Origin of the sequence: Candidatus Leptovillus gracilis, from assembly GCA_016716065.1 — a bacterium.
GTDB classification, from domain to species: Bacteria; Chloroflexota; Anaerolineae; order Promineifilales; family Promineifilaceae; genus Leptovillus; species Leptovillus gracilis.
On sequence record JADJXA010000015.1, the window covers coordinates 12,992 to 36,907 of the forward strand.

Here is a 23,916-nt window from a genome sequence, read left to right on the forward strand (position 1 = left end):
CCAGACAAACGCCTGGCCGAATACAAACCTTGAGGGGAATAGAGAGATGATTCAATACCCCACACTGCCCGATGGGGCTGTAGACGCTATCCTCCATGCCTATCATGGCGATCCATTCTCTGTGTTAGGACCCCATGATTACGAAAACGGCCTGATTGTACGCGCCTTTTTGCCCTTTGCCTCCGCCGTATCCCTGCTGCCAGCCGACAAAACCGCCGCCCTGCCCATGAACAAATCCCATGAAGGTGGCTTGTTTGAGGTGTACCTGCCCGGCAAACAGCTACCCTATGATTATCAGCTTCAGGTGGTGGCGTATGCCGGCGAAACCCAGGTGCTGGATGATCCGTACAATTTCCCGCCGGTTCTCTCCCATTTCGACGAACACCTGATGGCTGAAGGCACGCATATGCAAATTTACACCAGGTTGGGGGCGCATCTAACCACCGCCAACGGCCGTTCTGGAGTCTATTTTGCCGTGTGGGCCCCCGACGCCATTCGCGTCAGCGTGGTCGGCGAGTTTAATGCCTGGGACGGCCGTCGCCACCCCATGCGCTTCCACCACGACACCGGCGTCTGGGAGCTGTTTGTCCCTGGTTTAGGTGAAGGCGTTCTCTACAAATACGAAATCAAAACCCGCTACCAGGGCTATATCGTCACCAAAAGCGACCCGGTTGGCTTTTTCGCCGAACTGCGCCCCAAAACCGCTTCCATTGTCTGGGACATCAACAAATACCAGTGGCAAGACGCCCAATGGCTGGCTGACCGACCGCAGCGCAACGGCCTGAACGCACCCATCAACATCTACGAAGTCCATCTTGGCTCCTGGCAGCGCAAAAACATCTGGGAATGGCTCACTTACAAAGAGCTGGCCGAGACGCTCGTGCCCTACGTCCAGAAAATGGGCTACACCCACATCGAACTGCTGCCGGTGGCCGAGTATCCCTTCGATGGCTCCTGGGGCTACCAGGTGACAGGCTACTTCGCCCCCACCAGCCGCTTTGGCACACCCGACGATTTTCAGGCGTTTATAGACACCTGCCATCAGGCCGGGCATTGGTGTTATCTTGGACTGGGTTCCGGCCCACTTCCCCACCGATGAACATGGCCTGAGTTTCTTCGACGGCACACATCTATACGAACACGCCGATCCGCGCCAGGGAGCGCATCCCGATTGGGGCACACTGATTTTTAATTACGGCCGTACCGAAGTCCGCCAATTCCTCATCAGCAACGCTCTCTTCTGGCTGGACAAATATCACATAGACGGCCTGCGCGTAGACGCTGTGGCCTCCATGCTTTACCTGGACTTTTCCCGCGAACCGGGCCAGTGGGTTCCCAACCGCTACGGCGGCCGCGAAAACCTGGAAGCCATCGAATTTATTCGCATGTTCAACCAGCGTTTGCACGAATCCTACCCCGACGTGCTGACCATCGCCGAAGAGTCCACCGCCTGGCCCGGCGTTACTCGCCCGGTGGCCGACGGCGGCCTGGGTTTCGACCTGAAATGGAACATGGGCTGGATGCACGACACCCTGGAATACATCAAAAACGAACCCATCCACCGCGCCTACCACCACGGCATGTTGACCTTTTCTCTGCTTTACGCCTTCAGCGAACATTTCCTGCTGCCCTTCTCGCACGATGAGGTGGTCCACCTGAAACGCAGCATGTTGGACAAAATGCCCGGCGATGTCTGGCAGCGCTTTGCCAATGTGCGCCTGTTATACGGCTACCAATACGGCCACCCCGGCAAAAAATTAACCTTCATGGGCGGTGAGATTGGGCAGTGGCGCGAATGGAGCGAAGAGCGCAGCCTGGATTGGGCGCTGGTCGAATCGGGGGCCGACGACGGCCGTCACGCCAAGCTGCAGACCTACGTCGCCGACCTAAACCACCTATACAAAACCCAACCCGCCCTTTACGAAGAGGATTACTCCTGGGATGGTTTCACCTGGATTGACTTCCAGAACAACCAGATCAGCGTATTGGCTTTTGCCCGCCACGCGCCACAAAGCGGCGAAACTATCCTGGTGGTCTGCAACTTCACCCCTGTTGTGCGCCAGAATTACCGCTTAGGTGTTTTGCAAGAAGGCAGCTACCAGGAAATTCTAAACAGCGACGCCGAAAAATATGGCGGCAGCAATGTGCTGAATCCCGGCGCTCTGGGCAGCACTCCTACCCGCTGGTACGACCAGCCTTACTCTATCGAACTGACCTTGCCGCCGCTTGGGGTAATCTATCTCAAGAAAGTGGATTAAACAGCAAAAGCTGACAGGTCTTGCACACCTGTCAGCTTTGCCTGAAAGCCCATGCCAGAATCACACCGCTTGTACCCACTGCTGTTTACCCCGGTTCTGAAGGATTATGTTTGGGGCGGACGCGGCCTGGAAACAAAATTGGGGCGGCCGTTACCCCCCGGTATCATCGCCGAAAGCTGGGAAATCGCCGCTCATCCAGATGGGGCATCGGTGGTGGCTAACGGCCGTTTCGCCGGTCTAACCCTCACCCAACTGCACCAGCAGCTTGGCCTGGACCTTATCGGCGTCCACAACGACTGGGCGCAGCAGCGCCAAAAATTCCCGCTGCTCATCAAACTGCTAGACGCCAACGACGCCCTCTCGGTGCAAGTTCATCCCAACGACGACTATGCCCTGGCCCACGAAGGCAATGAATTGGGCAAAACGGAGATGTGGGTGGTGCTGCAAGCGGCCCCAGACGCGGCCGTCATTCTGGGTCTCAGCCGCCCAACCACGCCGGCCGAATTTCGCGCCGCCATCGAGTCTGGCGACCTGTCGCCTTACCTGCACCGCATCCCCGTGCAGGCTGGCGACGTGGTCTGCGTGCCCAGCGGCTCGCTTCACGCCATTCTCGGCGGCCTGCTCATCGCCGAAATCCAGCAAAACTCCAATACGACTTACCGGGTGTATGATTGGAACCGGACGCAAAATGGCAAGGCACGGCCGTTGCACATAGACCGCGCCCTGGACGTGATCAACTTCCAACAAATCCAACCCCCCCTCTGCCAGCCAGAGCCGTTGACCGAACCGGCAGCGGTAGTCGGCGTGCGCCGCTGGCGCTTGTGCCAAAACCGCTATTTTGTCACCGAACGGGTGGAGATGGACGCCGGAGCGACCTACCAGGGAACCTGCGATGGCCGCAGCCTGGAGATTTGGGGGCTGCTTGATGGGGATGTAGCCATCAATACGGTGGGGTTAACGGCCGTGCGCTTCGCCCTGCTGCCCGCTGCTCTGGGCGATTTTGTCATTCAGGCCCACGTGCCATCCACCCTGCTGCGCACCTACGTCCGCTCCCCCCACTGACAACCGCCATCACACCGTAAACCGATTTGCCCGACTAAACCCCTGGCTGAGAACGGCCGTTAAATTGTCCCCACGCCGCACCAGGTAAGCCATCATGCCGCTGCTTTGCAGCAGCGCCGCCAGCGTGGCTCCAGAACGACGGCCGCCAAACGATTCCGGATCAATCAACACCGTCACCAGCCGCAGCCCGCGCCGTGACAACTGCCGGGCAGACGTGGCCCACGCTTCTTGCGCCGTTGGCGTCACCACAATCAACGTCGTGCCCCGCGGGAACAGGTAAGATTCGGCGTGCAGCATATCGGCCAGCGGCACGCGCCCCTGCGCCCGCAGCACCGACAGCGTTTCCAGAATGCGGTTAATTTGCCGCTCGCCCCGGTCGGGCTGCACCACTTCATTAGACTGTCCATACGCCAACATCCCCACGGCCCGGTTATTGCGTAAGAAATGCTGCGCCAACGAGGCCGCCACCGTAACCGTATATTCCTCGGTGGCGTCTGGCAGCGCAAAATCCTCCAGGCTCAACCAATCCAACAGGTCGGGCGGCCGTTCTTCGACAGGAGGCGGCTGCTGGCGCGGCGCGATGTGGCCGAAGACGGCCATGTCCGGCACAATCCAGATGTCGGCCATGGGGTCTAATTCAAACTCTTTGACGATGAGGCGGTCGCGGCGGGCAGTGCTGCGCCAATGAATACGGCCAAAACTGTCGCCGGGCGCATAATCGCGCACGCCAGAGGCGTTGGTGGTGATATATTGTGTGCGGCGGCGCAGGGCGTCGCCACCGGGCAGCAGGCCGATCGGCAGCGTAAACTGATAGATGTCGAAAGTCAGCGGATAGATGACGACGTTGGACGTGGCCGCCAGGTCGCGCTGCATGGGGAACAGGCCAAAGGGATCGCTGGTGCGCAAACGGATGGGGCCTAACTGGTAACGGCCGCGTTCCCGGCATACAGTGATGGTGCGCCAGGTATACGAGCCTCTTGGCCCCAGATTGCTAACCACCTGGCTGGTTCGGTGGCCCGGCACATCGGAAAAGTCGCGGATTTCCAGCCACAATTTGGGCAAAATGCTGGTATTGCGAATGGTGAAGCGCTCTTCTAACGGCCGTCCCACCTGGGTACGCCGCACTCTGGTAGCCCGCGACAGATAGACCCAATTCAGGTTCACCCACGCCCAGAAAAAAGAGAGGATCAACAGCAGGCCCAGCATGTAGGCCAGGTCGAACAGAATGTCGCGGCCGGTGGCCAGCCCGCCAATCAAGGCCAGCAGCGCCAACCCAAATACGGCCGTGCGCCGCTGCTTCAACTGATTCACCAGAGACAAAGGTTAAGCCCTCGCCTTTGCGCCAGGGACCGGCGTACTGTCCAAAATGTCTTGCACAATCGCGTCTGGCTCAATGTCTTTGATGCGCGCCGCCGGACCAACAATGATGCGGTGATTAAGCGCCGCGCCGGCCAACGCCTTCACGTCGTCGGGCAGCACATAATCCCGACCAAACATGGCCGCTCGCGCCTGCCCCAGGCGATATATTGCCAGAGCGCCTCTGGAGCTGGCCCCCAGGTACACTTCCGGGTGGTCGCGCGTGCTGCGTACCAGGTCCACGATGTACTCTTTGACCAGATCGTCAATATACACTTCTTTGATGGCGGTTTGCACGGCCGTTAACTCCTCCACCGAAACCACCTGCTCCAGGCTTTCCAGGGGATGTTGGCGCTGCTGCTGCTGCAACATATCCATTTCTTCGCTTTTGCTGGCGTAACCCAGGCGAATGCGCAGCATAAAACGGTCTAGCTGCGCCTCTGGCAGCGGGAACGTGCCCTCATATTCAATCGGGTTTTGTGTCGCCAACACCATAAACGGGCTGCCCAACGGGTAGGTGTGGCCGTCCACCGTTACCTGGCGTTCTTCCATAGACTCCAACAGCGCCGATTGGGTTTTGGGTGTGGCCCGGTTGATCTCATCCACCAGCACAATTTGGGCGTGGATGGGACCAGGGCGGAACTCAAATTCGCGCGTTTTTTGGTTAAAAACGGAAACACCGATGACGTCGCTCGGCAGCATATCGGGGGTAAATTGGATGCGTTGGAATTTACACCCCACAGAACGGGCCAGCGATTTAGCCAGCATCGTTTTGCCAACGCCGGGCACGTCCTCGATGAGAATGTGGCCCTGGCACAGCAGACCCATCACCGTCAACTGTACGGCCGTGCGCTTACCAATAATCACATGCTCCACATTTTCTACAATGCGATTGGCAATTTCCTGAACATCAGCCATATAGACGCTCCTTGTGGGAAGATAACTTGCCAGAGTATATCAACTTTGTCGGGACTCCGGTACTATTTTGGTGACAATTTGGGGTCTGGCGTAGGGGAATCGTAGTGCTTTTTTCAGCGCTGGCTCACGTTTGTCCTCTTGGGCAGCGAACAGCAAGCAGGGTGTTCATAACAGACGAATTTTGGCCTGTGGTTTTTGGTCACTATTGACAAAAAAAAGAGCGGGTGGTATAGTCTCTATTATAGTTGACCTGTCAACTATTTGTCCAATGATCATCTTCGCAGCCATAACAAATGAGGTTGGTTAGTTGAGCAAAGCAGTAAGATGTTTACGGCCGTTCGCCTTTGGCGGGCGGCAGCCCATATGATTGTTATTTCCGGCAGCGCCTGTCTGGACCTTTGTGTTCAGGCGGGCGTTTTTTTATCGGTTTCCAGCCCCAGGACAGCGGCCGTTCATGGCCCCGCCCGGGGTGGAACAGGTTATCCCAGAGAAAGGAGAAGATATGAACAGGAAGGTTAAAGCAAGCTGGCGGCTTATCATGAGCGGCCTGTTGGTTTTGCTGTTATTGAGCGGCATGTTTTGGCTGCTGCGCGCCCCGGTTCAGGCGGCCGAAGAGGTAAGTTTGCCAGAACAGACAACGGCCGTCACCGACGAGGTGCGCGCTCCAGCCGCCACCAACTGGTGTGTCGCCGGTGATTTTCAGGGCTGGAACAACAACAGCACCCCCATCTACGACGACGGTTCCAACGGCGATCTGATTGCCGGTGACGGCGTTTATTCGTTGGATGTCATCCTCCCCACCGCCGGCCGCCAAGAGTTTAAGGCCGTTGAATGTGGCGTTTGGGCCAATGCGTTCCCCAGCGATAACGCCTGGTTGGTCACAGCAAACGACAGCCAGACGGTCAAACTCACCTTCGACACCAACAATTACAGCGCCAACGCTGGCGCGGTTTTCCTGCCGCAGCAAAACATTGTCAACGTCTGGGGTGATACGCTGCCGACCAGTTTTACAGCGGTTGGTCCCTGGCAGGGCTGGAACAATACGGCCGTTACCACCACCCTGAGCGACATCGGCAGCGGCATCTACCGGCTGGCTTACGAATTTGCCAACGCCGGTTCTTATGAAGCCAAAATCGTGCAGACCGGCAGTTGGGACAATCAATTTGGGACCGACGGCCGTAACAAGAATGCGCCCACCATCCCCTTTAGCACCACCGGAGCCAACCAAACAGTCATCTTCTTACTCGATGTGGTCGCCGGGCGCGTATCCATCACCCCCAACGGCAGCAGCGCCGGCGCCTGGTGCGCCGCCGGTGATTTCCAGGGCTGGAACAACGCCAGCACACCCCTGTATGACGATGGCAGCAATGGCGACCTGTTGGGTGGCGATGGCGTCTTCTCCCGCGACGTGGTTGTTGATGCGAACGGCCGTTATGAATTTAAGGCGGTGGAGTGTGGCAACTGGGACGTCGGTTTCCCCAGCAACAACGCCTGGCTGTTCACCACAGTGCCCAGCCAGACCGTCAAGATAACCTTCGACACCAACAATCACAGCGGCGATGCTGGCCTGCCCTTCCGTCCTACGCAAAACATCGTCAATGCCTGGGACGATATGCCCGCCAGTTTCACCATGGTCGGTCCCTGGCAGGGTTGGGCCAATGACAACCCGGCCACCGCCATGACTGCTTTAGGCAATGGCGCCCACATCCTGACCTACACTTTCGACGCCGGTAATTACGAAGCCAAAGCCAGCACAACCGGCGATTGGGGCAATCAGGTTGGCAGCGACGGCCGTAACATAAACGCCCCCACCATCCCCTTCACCGTCAACACCAATGGCGATGTGGTTTCCTTCTTGCTCGATGGACGCACCGGCCGACTGGCTGCCTTCATCCCCGCGCCGCTGCTGCCCCCCATAGACCCGGCGCTCATTCGCGCCCCCATCTCCCATACGGTCCAAGACGAAGTGTTCTACTTCGCCCTGACCGACCGCTATAAAGATGGCGACCCCACCAACAACACCGGCGGCATCCCCGGCGGTCCCACCGACCATGGTTACGACCCCACCGACATCAGCTATTACCACGGCGGCGATTTGTCTGGCCTGGCCGCCGCTCCTACGCTGGATTACATCGAAGGTCTGGGCGTCTCGGCCATCTGGATTACCCCCGTCTTCGAGAACAACCCCACCCAGCCAGACAGCACGGCTACCAACGGCATCGGCGCGGCCTACCATGGCTATTGGATTCTTGATTACGAAACGGCCGATCCCCACCTGGGCACAGACCAGGAATTGGTCGCCTTTATCAACGCCGCCCACGCGCGCGGCATCAAAGTCTACTTTGATTTTGTCGCCAACCACACCGGCGACCTGATCAACTACGTCGGCGGCGCGTCGGCCTACCGCTACAAGGAAGATTATCCCTACCGCGACGCCAACGGCGTGGCTTTTGACGACCGCGACTACATCTTCGGTCTTTTCCCGGCGCTGGACCCGGCCGTCAGTTTCCCCTACGTACCGCAGATAGCCCCGGCCAACGCCAACCGCAAAGCGCCGGCCTGGCTAAACAACCCCATCTACTACCACAATCGTGGCGATTCCACCTTCGCCGGGGAAAGCTCCACCTATGGCGACTTCTTCGGCCTGGACGACCTGTTCACCGAACAACCCTTTGTGGTCGCCGGATTCACCGACATCCTCACCAGCACCATCGCCACCTACGACGTAGATGGCTACCGCATGGATACCGTCAAACACGTCAACATCGAATTCTGGCAGCAGGTGATCCCGGCGGTGATGGTTTACGCCACCAACAATGGCAAGCCAGACTTCTTCATCTTTGGTGAAGTGTTTGATGGCAGCGCAGCCAATATGAGCCAGTTCACCACCCAGGGCGCGATGCCGTCGGTGTTGGATTTTGGCCTGCACGGCGCAGCCCGCAACTTCGCAGTGAACGGCGGGGCCACCGACAACCTGCGCAACCTCTACGCCAACGACGACTATTTCACCGATGCCGACAGCAATGCCTATCAGTTGGGCACGTTTGTCAGCAACCATGATGGCGGCATTGAGCGGCTGGGGCATTGGCTGCGCCAGGACCAGGGCGGCGCGTCTGACGCCGAGCTGGTGGCCCGCATGGAACTGGGACACGCCCTGCTTTTCTTTGGGCGCGGTTTCCCGGTGCTTTATTACGGCGATGAGCAAGGTTTTGTCGGCGGCGGCAGCGACAAACTGGCCCGCGAAGATATGTTCGCCAGCCAGGTTGCCGCCTACAATGGCGACCTCATCGGCACAGATGATACCGTCGCCGATGACAACTTTGACGCGACGCATCCGCTGTATCAATCGTATGCTGACCTTGCGGCCGTGCGCGACGCCCATCTGGCGCTGCGGCGTGGGGCGCAAATCCACCGCTACAGTCAGGACAGCGCCGGTATCTACGCTTTCTCGCGCATTGAACGAGGCGAGAAGGTGGAATATGTTGTGGCATTAAACAATGCCACCATCGCCCAGGCGGCGGATGTGCCGGTATATACGGCCGACATGGGCTTTACGGCCGTTTACCCCCCCACCGCCACCGTCATCACCTCCACCCAGGATGCGCTGCTGAACGTCTCCGTCCCGGCCCTGAGCGCGGTGGTCTACCGGGCCAACGCCCCACTGCCCACGCGCAGCCCGGCCGACGCGCCCGATGTCACCTTCACGACGCCAGCGCCCGACAGCACGGTGAACGGCCGTGTCGAAGTTGGCGTAAATCTCAGCGCCCCCGTCTTCGCCGAAGTCAACTTCTCGGTGAAAATTGGCGCTGGTCCCTACGAATACATCGGCACAGACAACAACGCCCCTTACCGCATCTTCTACGATGTCAGCGGCATCCCCGTGGGCACACCCCTCATCTTCCAGGCCATCGTCAACGACCTGAACGGCGGTTACAAGAACAACATCGTCAACGTCGTCGTCGGCCAGCAGTCGGTTCCCGGCCAGGAGGATTACGCCATCATCCACTACTATCGGCCGGCCGGTGATTATGGCGACTTCACCAGCAGCAACTGGGAAGATTTTTGGGGCTTGCACCTGTGGGGCGATGCCATAGACCCCAGCGAAGTCACCGAATGGACCTCACCCAAGCCGTTTGCCGGGTTCGACGACTTTGGCGCGTTTGTCGCCATCAAGCTGCAAGACATCAACCAACCGATCAACTTCATCATCCATCGCGGTAACGACAAAGACACCCCGGCCGACCGCAGCTTTGAGCCATCGGAAACGCCGGAAATCTGGCTGATCCAGGGCGATACCACCAACTACCCCTCCCGCGCCGAAGCGATGGGCGAGACATTGGTCCACTACAACCGCCCTGATGGAATCTATACCGATTGGGGTCTGCACCTGTGGCAAGACGGCGCCCCGCCCCTGACCAACTGGCCGGACCGCGAACTGCCGAGCAGCTATGACGACTTTGGCGCGGTGTACAGCATCACCACCAACATCTATCCCACTCTGGAAGTCACCCGTGGGCTGAACTTCATCGTCCACAATGGCGCGGGCGTGCAAGAACCGCAGCGCACCTACACCCCCACCGTCAACTACGAAATCTGGGTCAACTCTGGCGAGGATGATTGGTACGGCCAACAAGGCGCAGCCACCGATACGGCCACCATCCACTACCACCGCTGCCTGGGCGACTTTGGCGATTACAGCAGCAGCAATTTCAACGATTTCTGGGGCCTGCACCTGTGGACCGGCGCGCTGACGCCCACCCAGTGGACCGAACCCCTCAAACCCATCGGCCAGGATGCTTTTGGCGTGGTCTTTGAGGTTGCGCTGCAACCGGACGCCGCCTCCCTCAACTACATTCTCCATCGCGGCGACGAAAAAGACACCCCGGCCGACCAATCGTTGAATCTGGTCACCAAAGGGTACGAAATCTGGATCGTCAACGGTGATGTGGTGGATGAAAACGGCATTCGCCGCCAGATTACGTCTGAACCCATCGCCTTCTCCATCGCCAACCAGGTGTGCGCCGGAGCGACCATCGGCAACATTGACCAGCAAATGGCCCACTGGCTGACAGACAATACCATCGGCTGGAGTCCTCTGGTGGCTGCCGATCAGGTCTTCTTGCACGCCGCGCCTACCGGCGGCCTGATCCTGGACGAAAACGGTATCAGCGGTGGCGCGGTCTACACCCTGACGCAAAACGGCGTCATCGCCGGGGACATCGCCGCCAAATTCCCGCATCTGGCCGGAATCCCGGCCTGGGAGCTAGACGCGGCCGATGCGACCAACGCGCCGGAACTGCTGAAGGGGCAAATCGCCGTCTCCGCCTTTGCCGGTGGGGATTTGGTAGACGCCACCGGCTTGCAAATCCCCGGCGTGCTGGATGATTTGTACGCCGATGCCGCCTATGGCGAACAGCTTGGCCCAGTCTGGATCGGCGGCACGCCCGCCCTGAAGTTGTGGGCGCCGACGGCCAAATCGGTTACGCTGCACATCTTTGACGACGCCAATCCGGCGACGACCAGCATCACCCAGACGATGGTGTTGAACCCCGACAGCGGCATCTGGAGTCTTGTGGGGCCGCCTAACTGGAAGAACAAGTATTACCTCTACGAAGTGGAGGTGTACGTCCACAGCACCGGGGAGGTCGAACACAATATTGTCACCGACCCGTATTCGTATGGTCTGGCGATGAACAGCACGCGCAGCCAATTGGTGAATCTGGCCGATTCGGCGCTGAAGCCGGTGGGCTGGGATGCGCTGGTGAAGCCACCGCTGGTAAACCCGGAAGACATCTCGGTTTACGAAGTCCATGTGCGTGATTTCAGCGTCAGCGACCCGTTGGTGCTGCCGCAGGACCGGGGGACGTTTAAGGCGTTCACCTATATGAACAGCTATGGGATGCTGCACCTGCGCAGCCTGGCAGATGCGGGTCTGACCCATCTGCACCTGCTGCCGGTGTTCGACATCGCCACCATCAACGAGGACAAATCTACCTGGCAGCAGCCAGACTTCACCGGCGCAGACATGGGGCCGGCTTCACCCGACCAACAAGCCGCGGTAACGGCCGTTGCCGATACCGACGCCTTCAACTGGGGCTACGATCCCTTCCACTATACTGTGCCCGAAGGCAGCTACAGCACCGTGCCCACCGGAACCATGCGCATCTTCGAGTTCCGCCAAATGGTGCAGTCGCTCAATCAAAACGACCTGCGCGTGGTGATGGATGTGGTCTACAACCACACCAACGCCTCCGGCCAGAGCAGCAATTCCGTCTTGGACAAGGTTGTGCCCGGCTATTACCATCGTCTCAACGGCGTGGGCAGTGTGGAAACCAGCACCTGCTGCCAAAACACGGCCACCGAACATGACATGATGGAAAAACTAATGGTTGACTCGATTGTGACCTGGGCCAAGTATTACAAGGTAGACGCCTTCCGCTTCGACCTGATGGGCCACCACATGAAAGACGACATGCTGGCTGTGCGCGCCGCCCTGGACGCCCTGACGCTGGAAAATGACGGCGTGGATGGCAGCGCCATCTACGTCTACGGCGAAGGCTGGAACTTTGGCGAAGTGGCAAACAACGCCCGCGGCGTAAACGCGACGCAGCTTAATATGGCCGGAACGGGCATCGGCACATTCAGCGACCGTCTGCGCGACGCGGTGCGTGGTCCCAGCCCGTTTGCCAGCGGCCTGGACCTGCAAAACCAGGGCTTTGCCAACGGCCTGTACTATGACCCCAACAGCCATCCGCAGGGAGACGCCCTGGCGCGGCTGCTGCTGCTGTCTGACCAGATTCGCATCGGGCTGGCGGGCAACCTGGCCGATTACGAGTTTACAGACCGCAATGGCAACCTGGTGACAGGCGCGCAAGTGGACTACAACGGTCAGCCAACCGGCTACACGGCCGATCCGCAGGAACACATCGTCTATATCTCCAAACACGACAACCAGACGTTGTACGACATCAACGCCTACGCCCTGCCGCTGGGCACGAGCATGGCTGACCGGGTGCGCGTGCAGCAAATGGGGCTGAGCATCGTTTCGTTGAGCCAGGGCGTGCCCTTCTTCCATGCTGGCAGCGACCTGCTGCGCTCTAAATCTTTGGATCGCGACAGCTACAATTCCGGTGATTGGTTCAACAAGTTGGACTTCACTTACGCCAGCAGCAACTGGGGTGTGGGTCTGCCGGTAGCCGGGGTCAATTCGGCCAACTGGTTTGTGATGGAACCGCTGTTGAGCAACCCGGCGCTCAAGCCGAACAACGCGGCTATCTCCCAATCGGCTGCGCTGTACCAGGAATGGCTGGCGATTCGCAGCAGTTCGCCGCTGTTCCGGCTGACAACCGCCGCCGACGTGCAGGCGCGTCTGACCTTTGAAAATGTCGGCCCCAACCAGATTCCAGGCCTCATTGTCATGAATCTGGCCGACCTGGGCGCGGGCATAACCGACCTGGACCCCAGCCATGACTGGATTGTGGTCTTGTTCAACGCCAACGACGTGACGCAAACCATCAGCAGCACCGCCTGGCTGAACCAGGAGTTAACATTGCACCCGGTGCAGGCCAACTCGGTGGACGAGGTGGTGAAGCAGACCACCTTCGACAGTGCGACGGGCACGTTTGTGGTGCCGGGGCGGACAACGGCCGTGTTTGTCATCGAACAAACCTACACCTATTTCTTCCCGGTCATTGCCAAACAAGGAAACCTGAGCGCCGCGGCTGAACCAATGGATGTGGCGGCTGCGCCAACGGCCGTTACCCCCTGGGTGGCCGTGCTGGTGATGCCCGCCATGCTGGTGGGCATGCTGCCTATGCGTCGTCGAAGCGTCTAACATCAAAGTAAAACGTCAGACCTGGCAGGCCGCGGCCTGCCAGGTCTGAATCAGAGTTTGCCGCAAAGAAATGTTTATGTTATCATCCGCACGCTCTCACGCCTTCCGTGAATATCGTCAGACAATTACGGAGGTAAAACAATGGCTAATAAAGAATCAGCCAAAAAACGTATGCGGCAAGTTGACAAGCGAACGGCGCGTAACCGGACGTACAAGGCATCGGCCCGAACCTACATCAAGAAAGTCCGTCGCTTGATTGATGAAGGCAAATTAGAAGAAGCCGAAGCAGCCGCTCAGAACGCCTACAGCACCTTAGACAAAGCAGCCCGGAAGAATATCATTCATCCTGGTAATGCCTCCCGTCGCAAAGGCCGCATTATGGCCGCTCTGGCAGCAGCACGTACAAAAGAAGCGTAAAACTAACTTTGGCAATTGCCCATATAGAACGTCACTTTCTAACGGAAGTGGCGTTTTTTTTATTTGTCGTGTTGCGGGGGGATATTTAAAATGTAGCCCTCGCCGCGCACAGTGACGAGCAGTTTGGGGCTGGCGGGGTTTTCTTCGATCAACTCGCGTACCCAGCGAATGTGTACGTCCAATGTGCGGGTATCGCCCACATAATCGGTCTTCCAGACGTTTTGCATCAACTGGCGGCGGCTGACAGTCTCGTTGGGGTAGCGCAAGAATTCCTGTAGAAGCTGCACCAGCTTGGGCGTCAGGCGTTTTTCGCCTTGCCCGGCCACATCTACTGACGGTTTGGAGAGGTAAATCGTTATAGCGCCGTAGCGCACAATTTCATCCTGGCAATCGTCGGCCGGCAAGAGCGCGCGAATACGGTTCAGTAGTTTGCGGGAGGTGAACGGGTGTTCCAGGTATACGTCGGCTTCGGCTGAGCGATCTTCTGGATGATTGGGCAAACGGATGTGGATGATGGGTGTATCGCTCCAGACGCGCCGCAGCCGCCGACAGCTTCGCGCCCCATTCGAGCGCATGAAGGTTGAATCGAAGATGATCAGATCGGGTTGGTGGGCATCGCTCCAGGTAAGGGCTGCTTTGCCCGTATGGACAACTTCCAGATGGTAGCCAGCTTTTTGCAGCGCACCAGAAAGCGATTGAGAGCCAATTCCCCTACCCTCCACCAAAAGTAATGTTGCAGAATCAGTCGGCACTATCTGGTTTCCTCTCGCAAGTTCGTATTGCCGCCAACCTTAAAAAATTGAAGGTTGGGTCTGCCATTATAAAGGTAATTGGGCTGAACGCAAGCAGAAAAGGTCCTATTTTTAACATGAGCGTAGGGGTAAATAAGGGTCTTGCATTTGCCGGAAGTGTGTTATACTTCAAGGATTATTCATCATCGAATAGCTTATCTTTAGCAAATGTTTGTTTTGAATCATCCCCGTGGTTGCCCGGCCAATAAACGCCGGGCATTTTTGTGGCAGCAGAATGGCTCCTGGGCGTAGTCCGTTAGATAGAGTCAACTGTTGACCAGGACAGCGGCGCATAACCCGTAAGGGTGCGCTGCGCGACGGACGCATCAAAACGCAATCAGGAGAAACATGACAACTGAATTTACCGACTTAAACCTGCAGCCGCAGTTGATGCAGGCTGTATCCGATCTGGGTTTTACCACCCCCACGCCCATTCAAACGGCCGTTATCCCCCTCATGCTTGCCGGTCAAGACGTGATTGGTCAGGCGCAAACCGGAACCGGCAAAACGGCCGCTTTCAGCCTGCCTATCTTGCAGAATCTGGAGCCAAACCATCCCTACGTCCAGGCGCTGATCGTCACCCCGACCCGCGAGTTGGCTTTGCAGGTGGCCCAGGCGATTGGCGATTACGGCCGTCATCAAAATGTGCGTGTGCTGGCTGTCTATGGTGGCGCGGCCTATGGCCCGCAAATCTACGACCTCAAACGGGGCGTGGATGTGGTGGTGGGCACGCCCGGCCGTCTGATTGACCACATTCAGCGCGGCCGCCTGAACCTGGAAGCGGTGCGCACCGTCGTCCTGGACGAAGCCGACGAAATGTTAAGCATGGGCTTTGTCGAAGACATCGAAGCCATCTTGCAGGCCACACCGGCCACGCGCCAGACGGCTCTTTTCTCGGCTACCATGCCCGGCCCCATCCGCCAGCTTGCCCAGAAGTATTTGCGTAACCCGCAAACCATCGCCATCAAAAGCCAGCAAATGACCGTAGCGGCCATTGAGCAGCGCTATTATCTGGTGAATGAGCCAGACAAACTCGCGGCGCTGACTCGCCTGTTTGAGGTGGAGCCGATCACCAGCGCCCTCATTTTTGCCCGCACGCGCCTGGGAACCGGCGAATTAGCCAATGAGTTGACGGTGCGCGGCTTCCCGGCCGAAGCGCTAAATGGCGACCTGAGCCAGGACGCCCGCGAGCAGACGTTAAATCGTTTCCGCCAGGGGCAAATTAAGGTATTGGTCGCCACCGACGTCGCGGCGCGCGGCCTGGACATTGACGATATTTCCCACGTGTTCAACTTTGATCTGCCCAACGACCCGGAGATTTACGTACACCGCGTGGGGCGCACCGGTCGCGCCGGCAAAACAGGCATCGCTCTCTCGCTGGTGACGCCGGCCGAGCAGTTCCGTCTGCATAAGATTGAATCCTACGCCAAACAGAAGATCGCCCGCGCCCAGCTGCCCACGCCGGCCGAAATTCAGGAGCTGCGCGAGGCGCAGTTGGTGGAACGCATGATGGTCTGGCTGCGCCGCGACCGCTGTGTGCGGGAGAGGGAGATGGTCGCCGACCTGATGGAGGCTGGCTTTGACCCCATTCTCATCGCCGCATCGGCGTTGAAGTTGGCCCGCGCCGAAGAAAAGCAGCGCCCTATCGCCCCGGTGAGCGAAGTGCGCGAACACCAACCGCGCGATTTCCAACGAGGTCGAGCGCCACGACGTATGCCGGAAAACGGCCGTTCCCCTTATCCTTCCGCCCCGCGCCAACCCCAGGCGCAAGAAAAGGGCATGGTCCGCCTCAGCCTGAGCGCTGGCAAGATGGATGGTGTTCGCCCCGGCGACGTGGTAGGGACCATTGCCTTCCATGCCAACATCCCTGGCCGGGTAATCGGAGCGATACGTATTCAAGACAAAATGACCTTTGTAGATGTGCCAGAGCAGTATGTGGCGCAGGTGTTGAGTAATAAAGGCAATTTTCAGATTCACAAGCAAGGTGTTAGCGTCGAGCTGGCCTGACATCAGAACAAGCGTCGCGGCAAGGTGCAAACATAAGTGGTGAAAAACCTCGTGAGATTTTCTAAAAATCTCACGAGGTTTTTTAAAAATCTCACGAGGTTTTGCCAAAATCTCACGAGGTATTTGCCCAAAACTCACCAGGCTTTGGGGGATATCCTCGCCAACAGTTGAATTTTTATCCAGAGGGTGTTATTTTCGCCGACAAAGAGGCCCCGGTATAATCGTTCATGCGGGTAAATAGCAGGAGGCAGCGCCATGATTGAGAACCAAGAAGAAACCTTGCTCTGGTGGCCGGATACGGCCGTTATCGAAAACGCCAACCTGACAGCCTACATGCGCTGGCTGGCGGCCCACAAAGGTGTCCACGCCGCCACCTACGCCGAACTGTGGCGCTGGTCGGTGGACAACACGGCCGATTTTTGGGAAAGCTTGTGGCCGTACTTTAATCTGACCTACTCGCAGCCCTGGGAAACGCCGTTGGCCCGGCGCGAGATGCCCGGCGCTGTCTGGTTTCCCGGTGTGCGGCTGAATTACGCCGAAAACATCTTCGCCCAAATGACCGACGCGCGGCCGATGATGCTCTACAAAGCCGAAGACGATCCGCTGATCGAATTAAGTTGGCAGTCGGTTTACGACCAGGCCAACCGGCTGGCGGCGGCGCTGCGCGAGATGGGCGTGCAGGCCGGCGACCGGGTGGTGGCTTATTTACCCAATATACCAGAGGCAATAACGGCCGTGTTAGCCGTCGCCAGTCTGGGAGCCATCTGGTCCAGTTGTGCGCCCGATTTTGGCAGCCGCAGTGTGCTGGACCGCTTCAGCCAAATCGAACCGAAAGTTCTCATCGCCGTAGATGGCTACCGTTACGGCGGCAAAACCTTCGACCGGCGCGATGTGCTGGCCGAATTGCAAGCCGCGCTGCCCACCCTCCGGCACACCATCCTCGTGCCGCACGTGGCCGCCAGCACCGACGGCCTGCGCAACACCGTGTTGTGGGACCAGGCGCTGGCTGGCGTCACGCCATCGCCTGAGATGAGCTTCGCCCAGGTTCCCTTCGATCATCCGTTGTGGGTGCTGTACTCGTCGGGAACCACCGGACTGCCCAAGCCGATTGTGCAGGGGCATGGCGGCATCTTGCTGGAACACGCCAAAGCCACCATCTTCCACAACGATTTGAAGCCGGGCGACCGCTTCTTCTGGTATACCTCCACCGGCTGGATGATGTGGAACTACCTGCTGGGCAGCCTGCTTTCCGGCGCGTCCATCATCGTCTACAACGGCAGCCCTGGCTACCCAGACATGAACGCCTTGTTTGAACTGGCCGAGGCCAGCGGCATGACCTACTTCGGCACGTCGGCGGCTTTTGTCGGCGCCTGTATCAAGGCCGGAATTCACCCCAACCAGGATTACGACCTCAGCCGGATTCGCGGCGCCGGCTCAACCGGTTCGCCTTTAACCATGGAAGGCTTCCGCTGGATTTACGACAACGTTAATGGCGAGTTGGCCCTGGAATCGTTGAGCGGCGGTACGGATTTATGCACCGCTTTTGTCGGCGGCGCGCGCATTTTGCCGATTTATGCCGGGGAGATTCAGGGCGCGTCGTTGGGGGCGAAGGTGCAGGCCCTTAACGAGGCCGGCCAGGCGGTGGTCAACGAAGTAGGCGAACTGGTTATCACCGAACCGATGCCTTCGATGCCGCTCTATTTTTGGAATGACCCGGAGATGAGCCGTTACACAGAGAGCTATTTTGAGATGTTTCCCGGCGTCTGGCGGCATGGAGATTGGATTTCGTTTAATGGGCGGGGTGGCTGTGTGATATACGGCCGTTCCGATTCCACCATCAACCGCCAGGGCATCCGCATGGGAACCAGCGAGATTTACCGCGTCGTGGAAGCCTTTGATGAAGTGGTGGACAGCCTGATCATAGACCTGGAACTATTGGGGCGCGAATCCTATATGCCGCTGTTTGTTGTATTGCGCCCCGGTCTGGTATTGGAAGATGAGCTGCGACGGCGCATCAGCGACCGGCTGCGCCAGGAAGTATCGCCGCGCCACATCCCCAACGAGATTATCCAGATTGCCGAGGTTCCGTACACGTTGAGCGGCAAAAAGATGGAAGTGCCCATCCGCAAGATTTTGTTGGGTATGGACGCGCAGCAGGCAGCCAAGCGTGGGGCCATGCGCAATCCGGAAAGCCTGGACTATTTTGTGCAGTTTGCCAGGACGCTGCGTAACCAGCCACTGGTCAGCGGTTAACCATGTTTCCGCGTTTCTACGTTTTTTCAGAAAACTCATAGAAAGGCTGGTTGACTGACAAATCTCAGATTTTCACCGCGGAGAGCGCGGAGGACGCGGAGATTTTCTCTGGTACAGCCTCCGCGCTCTCTGCGTTCTCCGCGGTTAGATAAGTTTTGTCAGTCAATCAGCATAGAGAGGTGATGATGATCGGATTGTGCCTTTTATTACTTCGCTGCTGCTCACCGTGGGGATGGGGGCGGTGTTTGTGCTGTTCTCGCTCATTGCCCTGAATGGGTACATGAGCATGGAAGCCGCCATGCCCACCTATCTGGTTTTTAACTGTTTTGCCTGGCCGGTGATGGTGGGGATAACGATGCTGGCGACCTGGGGAGTGATGGCCCTGGCGAACAAGAAACGGCCGCTGCGCCAGCTTGCCCTGTTAAATACGGCAGTGGTGACAACCTTCCTGGCAATTGCAGCCCTGCTGCTGTATTTCGGTTGACCCTGGTTGACTGACAAAACGCACATTCCGCCCAATTGACAGCGGATTGGCAGGATTTTGTAATAGTCAAGAGTTGGGCGAAATCATTCTGAGCGCAGTCTGCCGAGCGAAGAATCCCTACTTGTCAGGAGTAGGGGATTCTTACTCGAAGACTCGTCAGAATGACAGTGCTTCCAACCAAATCGTGACTATTACACAACCAGGATTGATAGAGGCTGTTGATTAACTGATGGCGATGTGGCTGAAGAAGGTTTTGTGGTGGACAACGGCCGTTTCCCCCACCACCTCCAAATCCGCCTGCAAGGGCAACTGGTCCGACGAATTGCCCACCATCACCCGCACCGTGCCGGGTTCCACCACAAAGTCCATCGCCTGATTGTAAAAGCCAATCTGGCTGGCCGCCAGGGTAAACGTGACCGTTCTGCTCTCGCCGGGGGTCAGGTGCAGCCGTTTGAAGCCTTTCAGCTCTTGCACCGGGCGCGTCACGCTGGCGAACAGGTCCTGGATGTATAACTGCACCACCTCATCGCCGGCGCGCCGGCCGATGTTCGTCACCTCGGCGCTAATCTGCACCGTTTCGTCGGCTGCCAGCGTCGTTTGCGACAGGCGCAAATTGCCGAATTGGAATTGGGTGTAACTGAGACCATAGCCGAAGGGGTAGAGCGGCTTGTTGCTGGCGTCTACATATTCCCCTTTCCAATGGGAACGGCCGCCGGAAGGTTTGTGGTTGTAGTAGATGGGAACCTGGCCGACGTGGCGGGGGAAGGTGATGGGCAGCTTGCCGCCGGGGTTTATATCGCCAAAGATGATCTCGGCCAGCGCTTCCGCCCCTTCTTCGCCGGGCAGCCACGCTTCGATAATGGCAGGTACGTTTTCTTGCGCCCAATTAATGGTGAGGGGACGGCCGTTCAACAACACCAAAATCGTCGGCGTGCCGGTGGCCTGAATTGCCTGAAGCAGTTCGTTTTGCACGCCTGTCAGATTCAGGTCTACCCGGTCGCGCGCTTCGCCGCAGGTGCAGGAATCGGTCAGGCCGGATTTGCCACCCAGAAATAACAGGGCCACGTCCGATTTTGCGGCGGCGGCGATGGCGGCAGCGAAGCCGGAGGTATTGTCGCCGGTCACTTTACAGCCTTCGGCGTAATGGATGGTCGTCTGGGGTGAGACACGCGCTTGCAGCCCTTCGAGGACGGTGCGCATCGGCACAAAGCCCTCCACAATGTCTACGCGGTCGGGGACGGGCATATTGAAAACGTTCTGCTCGGCGGTCATCTCTTGCAGCGATTCCGCATGGCAGAGATAGGCGTAATCGCCGATCATGTGGCGGATGGTGTGGGCGTTGGGGCCGATGACGGCGATGTTCGCCAGGTCGGGGGAGATGGGCAGCAAATCGCCTTCGTTTTTCAGCAAGACGATGGATTTGCGGGCGATGTCGCGGGCTAACTGGCGCTGTTCGGGGGTGTCGAAAACGGCCGTTACCGCCCCTTCATCCACATACGGATTCTCAAACAGGCCCAATTTGAATTTCATCGTCAGGTGGCGGGCCACAATCTTGTCCACCAGGCATTCGTCTATCTCGCCCGCTTCCACCGCAGCCACCAGCGATTCGCCGTAATAGTCGGTGCTGGGCAGTTCCACGTCAATGCCCGCTTCCAGGGCGATCTCCGCTGCTCTGGCCCGGCTGTTGGTCAGCCGGTGGGTGCGCTCAATCTCGGCGATGGCGAAGTAGTCGGAAACGACCAGGCCGTCGAAGCCCCATTCGCCGCGCAATATGTCGGTGAGCAGCTCTTTGGAGGCGGCGCACGGCACGCCGTCCAGTTCGTGATAGGCGTTCATCAGGGATTGCAGGTTGGCTTCTTTAACGGCCGTTTCAAACGGCAGCATAAACACCTCGCGCAGTTCTCGCGGCGGAATATGGGCCGGCGCCCAATTCATACCCCCTTCTGGCAGGCCATAGCCCACAAAATGCTTCGCCGTCGCCAACACGCCAGAGTGCAAATCATCTCCCTGCAAACCGCGCACAAAATTCACCCCCATCTGCGACACCAGGTAAGGGTCTTCGCCAAACGTCTCCTCCACCCGGCCCCAGCGCGGGTCACGGGTCACATCAATCACCGGCGACAAGCCCTGCTGCGCCCCGGCCGCCCGCATCTGCTGGCGCACCACCTCGGCCATCGCCTCGGCCAACTCCGGCTCCCAGGTGCTGGCCACGCCGATAATCTGCGGAAAACAGGTGGCGTTGCGGGCCATGTAACCGCTGCAACACTCTTCGCGGACAATGGCCGGGAATGCCCAGGCTTGTTTCTTCGACCAAAACCGCTGAATCTAATTCGCAACGCGCGCGCCATCTGCCGGCTTCAAACCGCTCGCACCGCCCACACGGGTAATCTGTCCAATTCCAACCGCCATCAATTCAGCCGCTTTCGCCGCATCAAAAGCCATATTGCTGAGCAGTTGAAATACCCAGGCGCTGCCCAACTGGGCTACCTTTTCGCTCAGCGTCATCTGCGAGAGCAAATCTTGCACCCGCGCCGCTATCGGCTGAGCCGGATCGCGGAAAATTGTCGAATGGGAACTTGAGCCAACATGTCTTGGTTCTGAAAGCGAGGGCAGCACCCTCGCATGGTTAAATCGCCGAACCGCAAAACAGCCAGGAAAGGTGATAAATCCTAGTTCCTTTGACAGAACCCAACAACCAGAAGGCAGATAGCTTATCTTGACAGACCCTATGGCGAGGTTGATAATGTACTTCGAGAAAAAGGCGTAGATGATAATGACCGGTACCGCGGTGATGGCTAACCCTAAATAGATTGCACCATACTCAGTGCGGTAAACATCGCCGCGCAGAGTTTGCACCAACATGGGCAGGGTGTACTTTTGGATGGATGAGATCAGGATAAATGGGTTAAAAAAGTTGTTCCAGGAGGCGATAAAAGTGAAGATACCCAGGGTGACAGCGCCAGGCATGGCGATGGGCATCATGATCCGGTGGAAGATACCCAACTCGCTGGCCCCATCCACTCGGCCGGCATCAATGAGGTCCTGAATCACCACCGATTCCAGATATTGCATCGCAAAAAAGACAGCAAACGCAGAGGCGATGGACGGCAAAATGAGCGAAGCGTAATTGTCAACCAATCCCAGCCGCGACATATACTGGAAAAAGCCAATAATCGAAAGCTGCATGGGGATCAGAACCAGGAGAACTATAAACCCGGCAAAGAACCGCTTCCCTTTGAAATTAAAGACAACGATGCCATAGGCCGCCAAAAAAGAAAAATAAACTGCGAGAATGGTTGTGAAGACGCTAATGTAGAGACTGTTGGTAAAGCCTCTGAACAGATTCAGCCCTTTGTTTGCCAGGATATTGTAATTTGTCAGCATGTATTTGCTGGGCAAAAAGCTAATCCCTTGTTGAATCTCAGTGGTGGAACGAGTGGCGTTGATCAGCAACAGCCAGATAGGCAGAATTGTGATGATTAACAATAAAGTAAGAAAAATATAGACAAAAAAGCGAGACACTCTATTCTGTAACTGGTAACTTTTTGTCATCACTGTTCCTTCTTCTCCCGATCTCCCAAGAAATAGAAGATACCGAGGGCCACAACTGTGGTCATGATGAAAATTAACACCCCAACCGAGGCGGCCGCGCCAATATGACCTTTGCTGCTGCTGAATTTCAAATACATCAGCATGTTGTTGGTCAGAATCGAACCGCTTGGCGCACCCCGCCCATCGGTTAAGAGGAAGGGGATATCAAACATCTGCATCCCGCCGACCAGCGAGGTGACAAAAATGTAGACGAGGATCGGTTTCAATAAGGGGGCGGTGATGCGGCGAAACATTTGCCAGGAGTTCGCGCCATCCACCATAGCCGATTCATAGAGAGAGATCGAGATGGAAGTCATCCCGGCCATCACGATGATCACAGTTTGGCCAAACCACATCCACCACTGAATAAACACGACCAATCCACGGGTAAACGTAGGACTCTGTAAATAATGTTTCGCTTCAATCAGAAGCCCTGACCGGACCATAAATTGATTAACCGGGCCGTAGAAGGAAAACAAGGTGAAAAAGAGGGCGGCGACGGCGGCCGGCATCAACAAATTTGGCAAAAAGTAGATAGCCCGCCACACACCAATGGCTCTTAGCTTTAGTCTGGTGCTAGTGAACCAAACGGACACAAGCATGGCGATACCAATCTGTGGAATAAAGTTAAAGATCCAAATCTTCCAGGTGTTTTTGACGGCATTCATGAAGGTGCTGTCGGCAAACAAACGCTCAAAGTTTTGCAGTCCGACAAGATTGGACTCTCTGGACATTAACGTTGTATCTGTAAAGCTAAGATACAACGTGTTGTAAACGGGATAGAGGCCAAATATGAGAAAGGCAATGACAAATGGCGCGATGAAGAGGTAGCCGTAATAATCTTTTTTCCATTTGATTGTGGTTGTCTTACGCGCTTCTGAAGACGTGGCTAAATTCCGTACGGTCATAATAGTCCTTCCTCTTTCGCCATCGATTTCTGGAAAA

The 23,916-nt window shown here is 57.4% G+C and carries 10 protein-coding genes and 3 pseudogenes; 7 read left to right on the top strand and 6 right to left on the bottom strand.

Features of this window, described 5'->3' with window-relative positions; all coding sequences use genetic code 11:
• Nucleotides 1-46 precede the first annotated feature (46 nt).
• Together glgB and IPM39_24010 are read left to right on the top strand one after the other, a co-directional pair.
• Nucleotides 47-2,258 (top strand): annotated as a pseudogene (gene glgB, locus IPM39_24005) (1,4-alpha-glucan branching protein GlgB).
• Between the two features lie 51 nt (nucleotides 2,259-2,309).
• Nucleotides 2,310-3,320 carry a class I mannose-6-phosphate isomerase gene (locus IPM39_24010; GenBank protein ID MBK8989094.1) on the top strand — a complete coding sequence of 337 codons (1,011 nt, stop codon included), beginning with the start codon at nucleotides 2,310-2,312 and terminating at the stop codon, nucleotides 3,318-3,320.
• Nucleotides 3,321-3,329: 9 nt separating this feature from the next.
• On the opposite strand, the gene IPM39_24015 is transcribed toward IPM39_24010, so the two are convergent.
• Entirely contained in the window at nucleotides 3,330-4,640 is a 1,311-nt protein-coding gene (locus IPM39_24015; GenBank protein MBK8989095.1) for a DUF58 domain-containing protein, read from the bottom strand.
• Between the two features lie 3 nt (nucleotides 4,641-4,643).
• Nucleotides 4,644-5,594 (bottom strand): MoxR family ATPase, encoded by a 951-nt coding sequence (locus IPM39_24020; GenBank protein MBK8989096.1) that lies wholly within the window; start codon nucleotides 5,592-5,594, stop codon nucleotides 4,644-4,646.
• A 502-nt stretch (nucleotides 5,595-6,096) separates the two neighbouring features.
• Here IPM39_24020 and pulA point away from each other — a divergent pair.
• Nucleotides 6,097-13,428, top strand: a complete 7,332-nt coding sequence (gene pulA / locus IPM39_24025) for a pullulanase-type alpha-1,6-glucosidase (protein ID MBK8989097.1) — start codon at nucleotides 6,097-6,099, stop codon at nucleotides 13,426-13,428.
• A 141-nt stretch (nucleotides 13,429-13,569) separates the two neighbouring features.
• Nucleotides 13,570-13,845, top strand: coding sequence for a 30S ribosomal protein S20 (locus tag IPM39_24030; GenBank protein ID MBK8989098.1), 276 nt, complete (start codon nucleotides 13,570-13,572; stop codon nucleotides 13,843-13,845).
• A gap of 59 nt (nucleotides 13,846-13,904) precedes the next feature.
• Here the strand turns inward: IPM39_24030 and IPM39_24035 are convergent, their stop codons facing one another.
• A complete protein-coding gene (locus IPM39_24035; GenBank protein ID MBK8989099.1) occupies nucleotides 13,905-14,597 on the bottom strand; it encodes a response regulator transcription factor in 693 nt (230 codons plus the stop codon).
• A gap of 387 nt (nucleotides 14,598-14,984) precedes the next feature.
• Between IPM39_24035 and IPM39_24040 the strand changes: the two genes are divergently transcribed.
• The 3 genes from IPM39_24040 to IPM39_24050 all read left to right on the top strand — a co-directional run bounded on the left by IPM39_24040 (nucleotide 14,985) and on the right by IPM39_24050 (nucleotide 19,380).
• A complete protein-coding gene (locus tag IPM39_24040; protein MBK8989100.1) occupies nucleotides 14,985-16,643 on the top strand; it encodes a DEAD/DEAH box helicase in 1,659 nt (552 codons plus the stop codon).
• 255 nt (nucleotides 16,644-16,898) lie between these two features.
• Nucleotides 16,899-18,896 carry an acetoacetate--CoA ligase gene (locus IPM39_24045; protein MBK8989101.1) on the top strand — a complete coding sequence of 666 codons (1,998 nt, stop codon included), beginning with the start codon at nucleotides 16,899-16,901 and terminating at the stop codon, nucleotides 18,894-18,896.
• A 196-nt stretch (nucleotides 18,897-19,092) separates the two neighbouring features.
• A complete protein-coding gene (locus IPM39_24050) occupies nucleotides 19,093-19,380 on the top strand; it encodes a hypothetical protein (protein ID MBK8989102.1) in 288 nt (95 codons plus the stop codon).
• Between the two features lie 222 nt (nucleotides 19,381-19,602).
• Here the strand turns inward: IPM39_24050 and IPM39_24055 are convergent.
• The 3 genes and pseudogenes from IPM39_24055 to IPM39_24065 all read right to left on the bottom strand — a co-directional run bounded on the left by IPM39_24055 (nucleotide 19,603) and on the right by IPM39_24065 (nucleotide 23,828).
• Nucleotides 19,603-21,885: pseudogene (locus IPM39_24055) on the bottom strand (glycoside hydrolase family 3 C-terminal domain-containing protein).
• Between the two features lie 210 nt (nucleotides 21,886-22,095).
• Nucleotides 22,096-22,932: pseudogene (locus tag IPM39_24060) on the bottom strand (carbohydrate ABC transporter permease).
• Complete coding sequence (locus tag IPM39_24065; protein MBK8989103.1) at nucleotides 22,932-23,828, bottom strand: sugar ABC transporter permease; 897 nt, start codon at nucleotides 23,826-23,828, stop codon at nucleotides 22,932-22,934. Before IPM39_24065 ends, IPM39_24060 begins: the two are co-directional and overlap by 1 nt.
• Nucleotides 23,829-23,916: the final 88 nt, after the last annotated feature.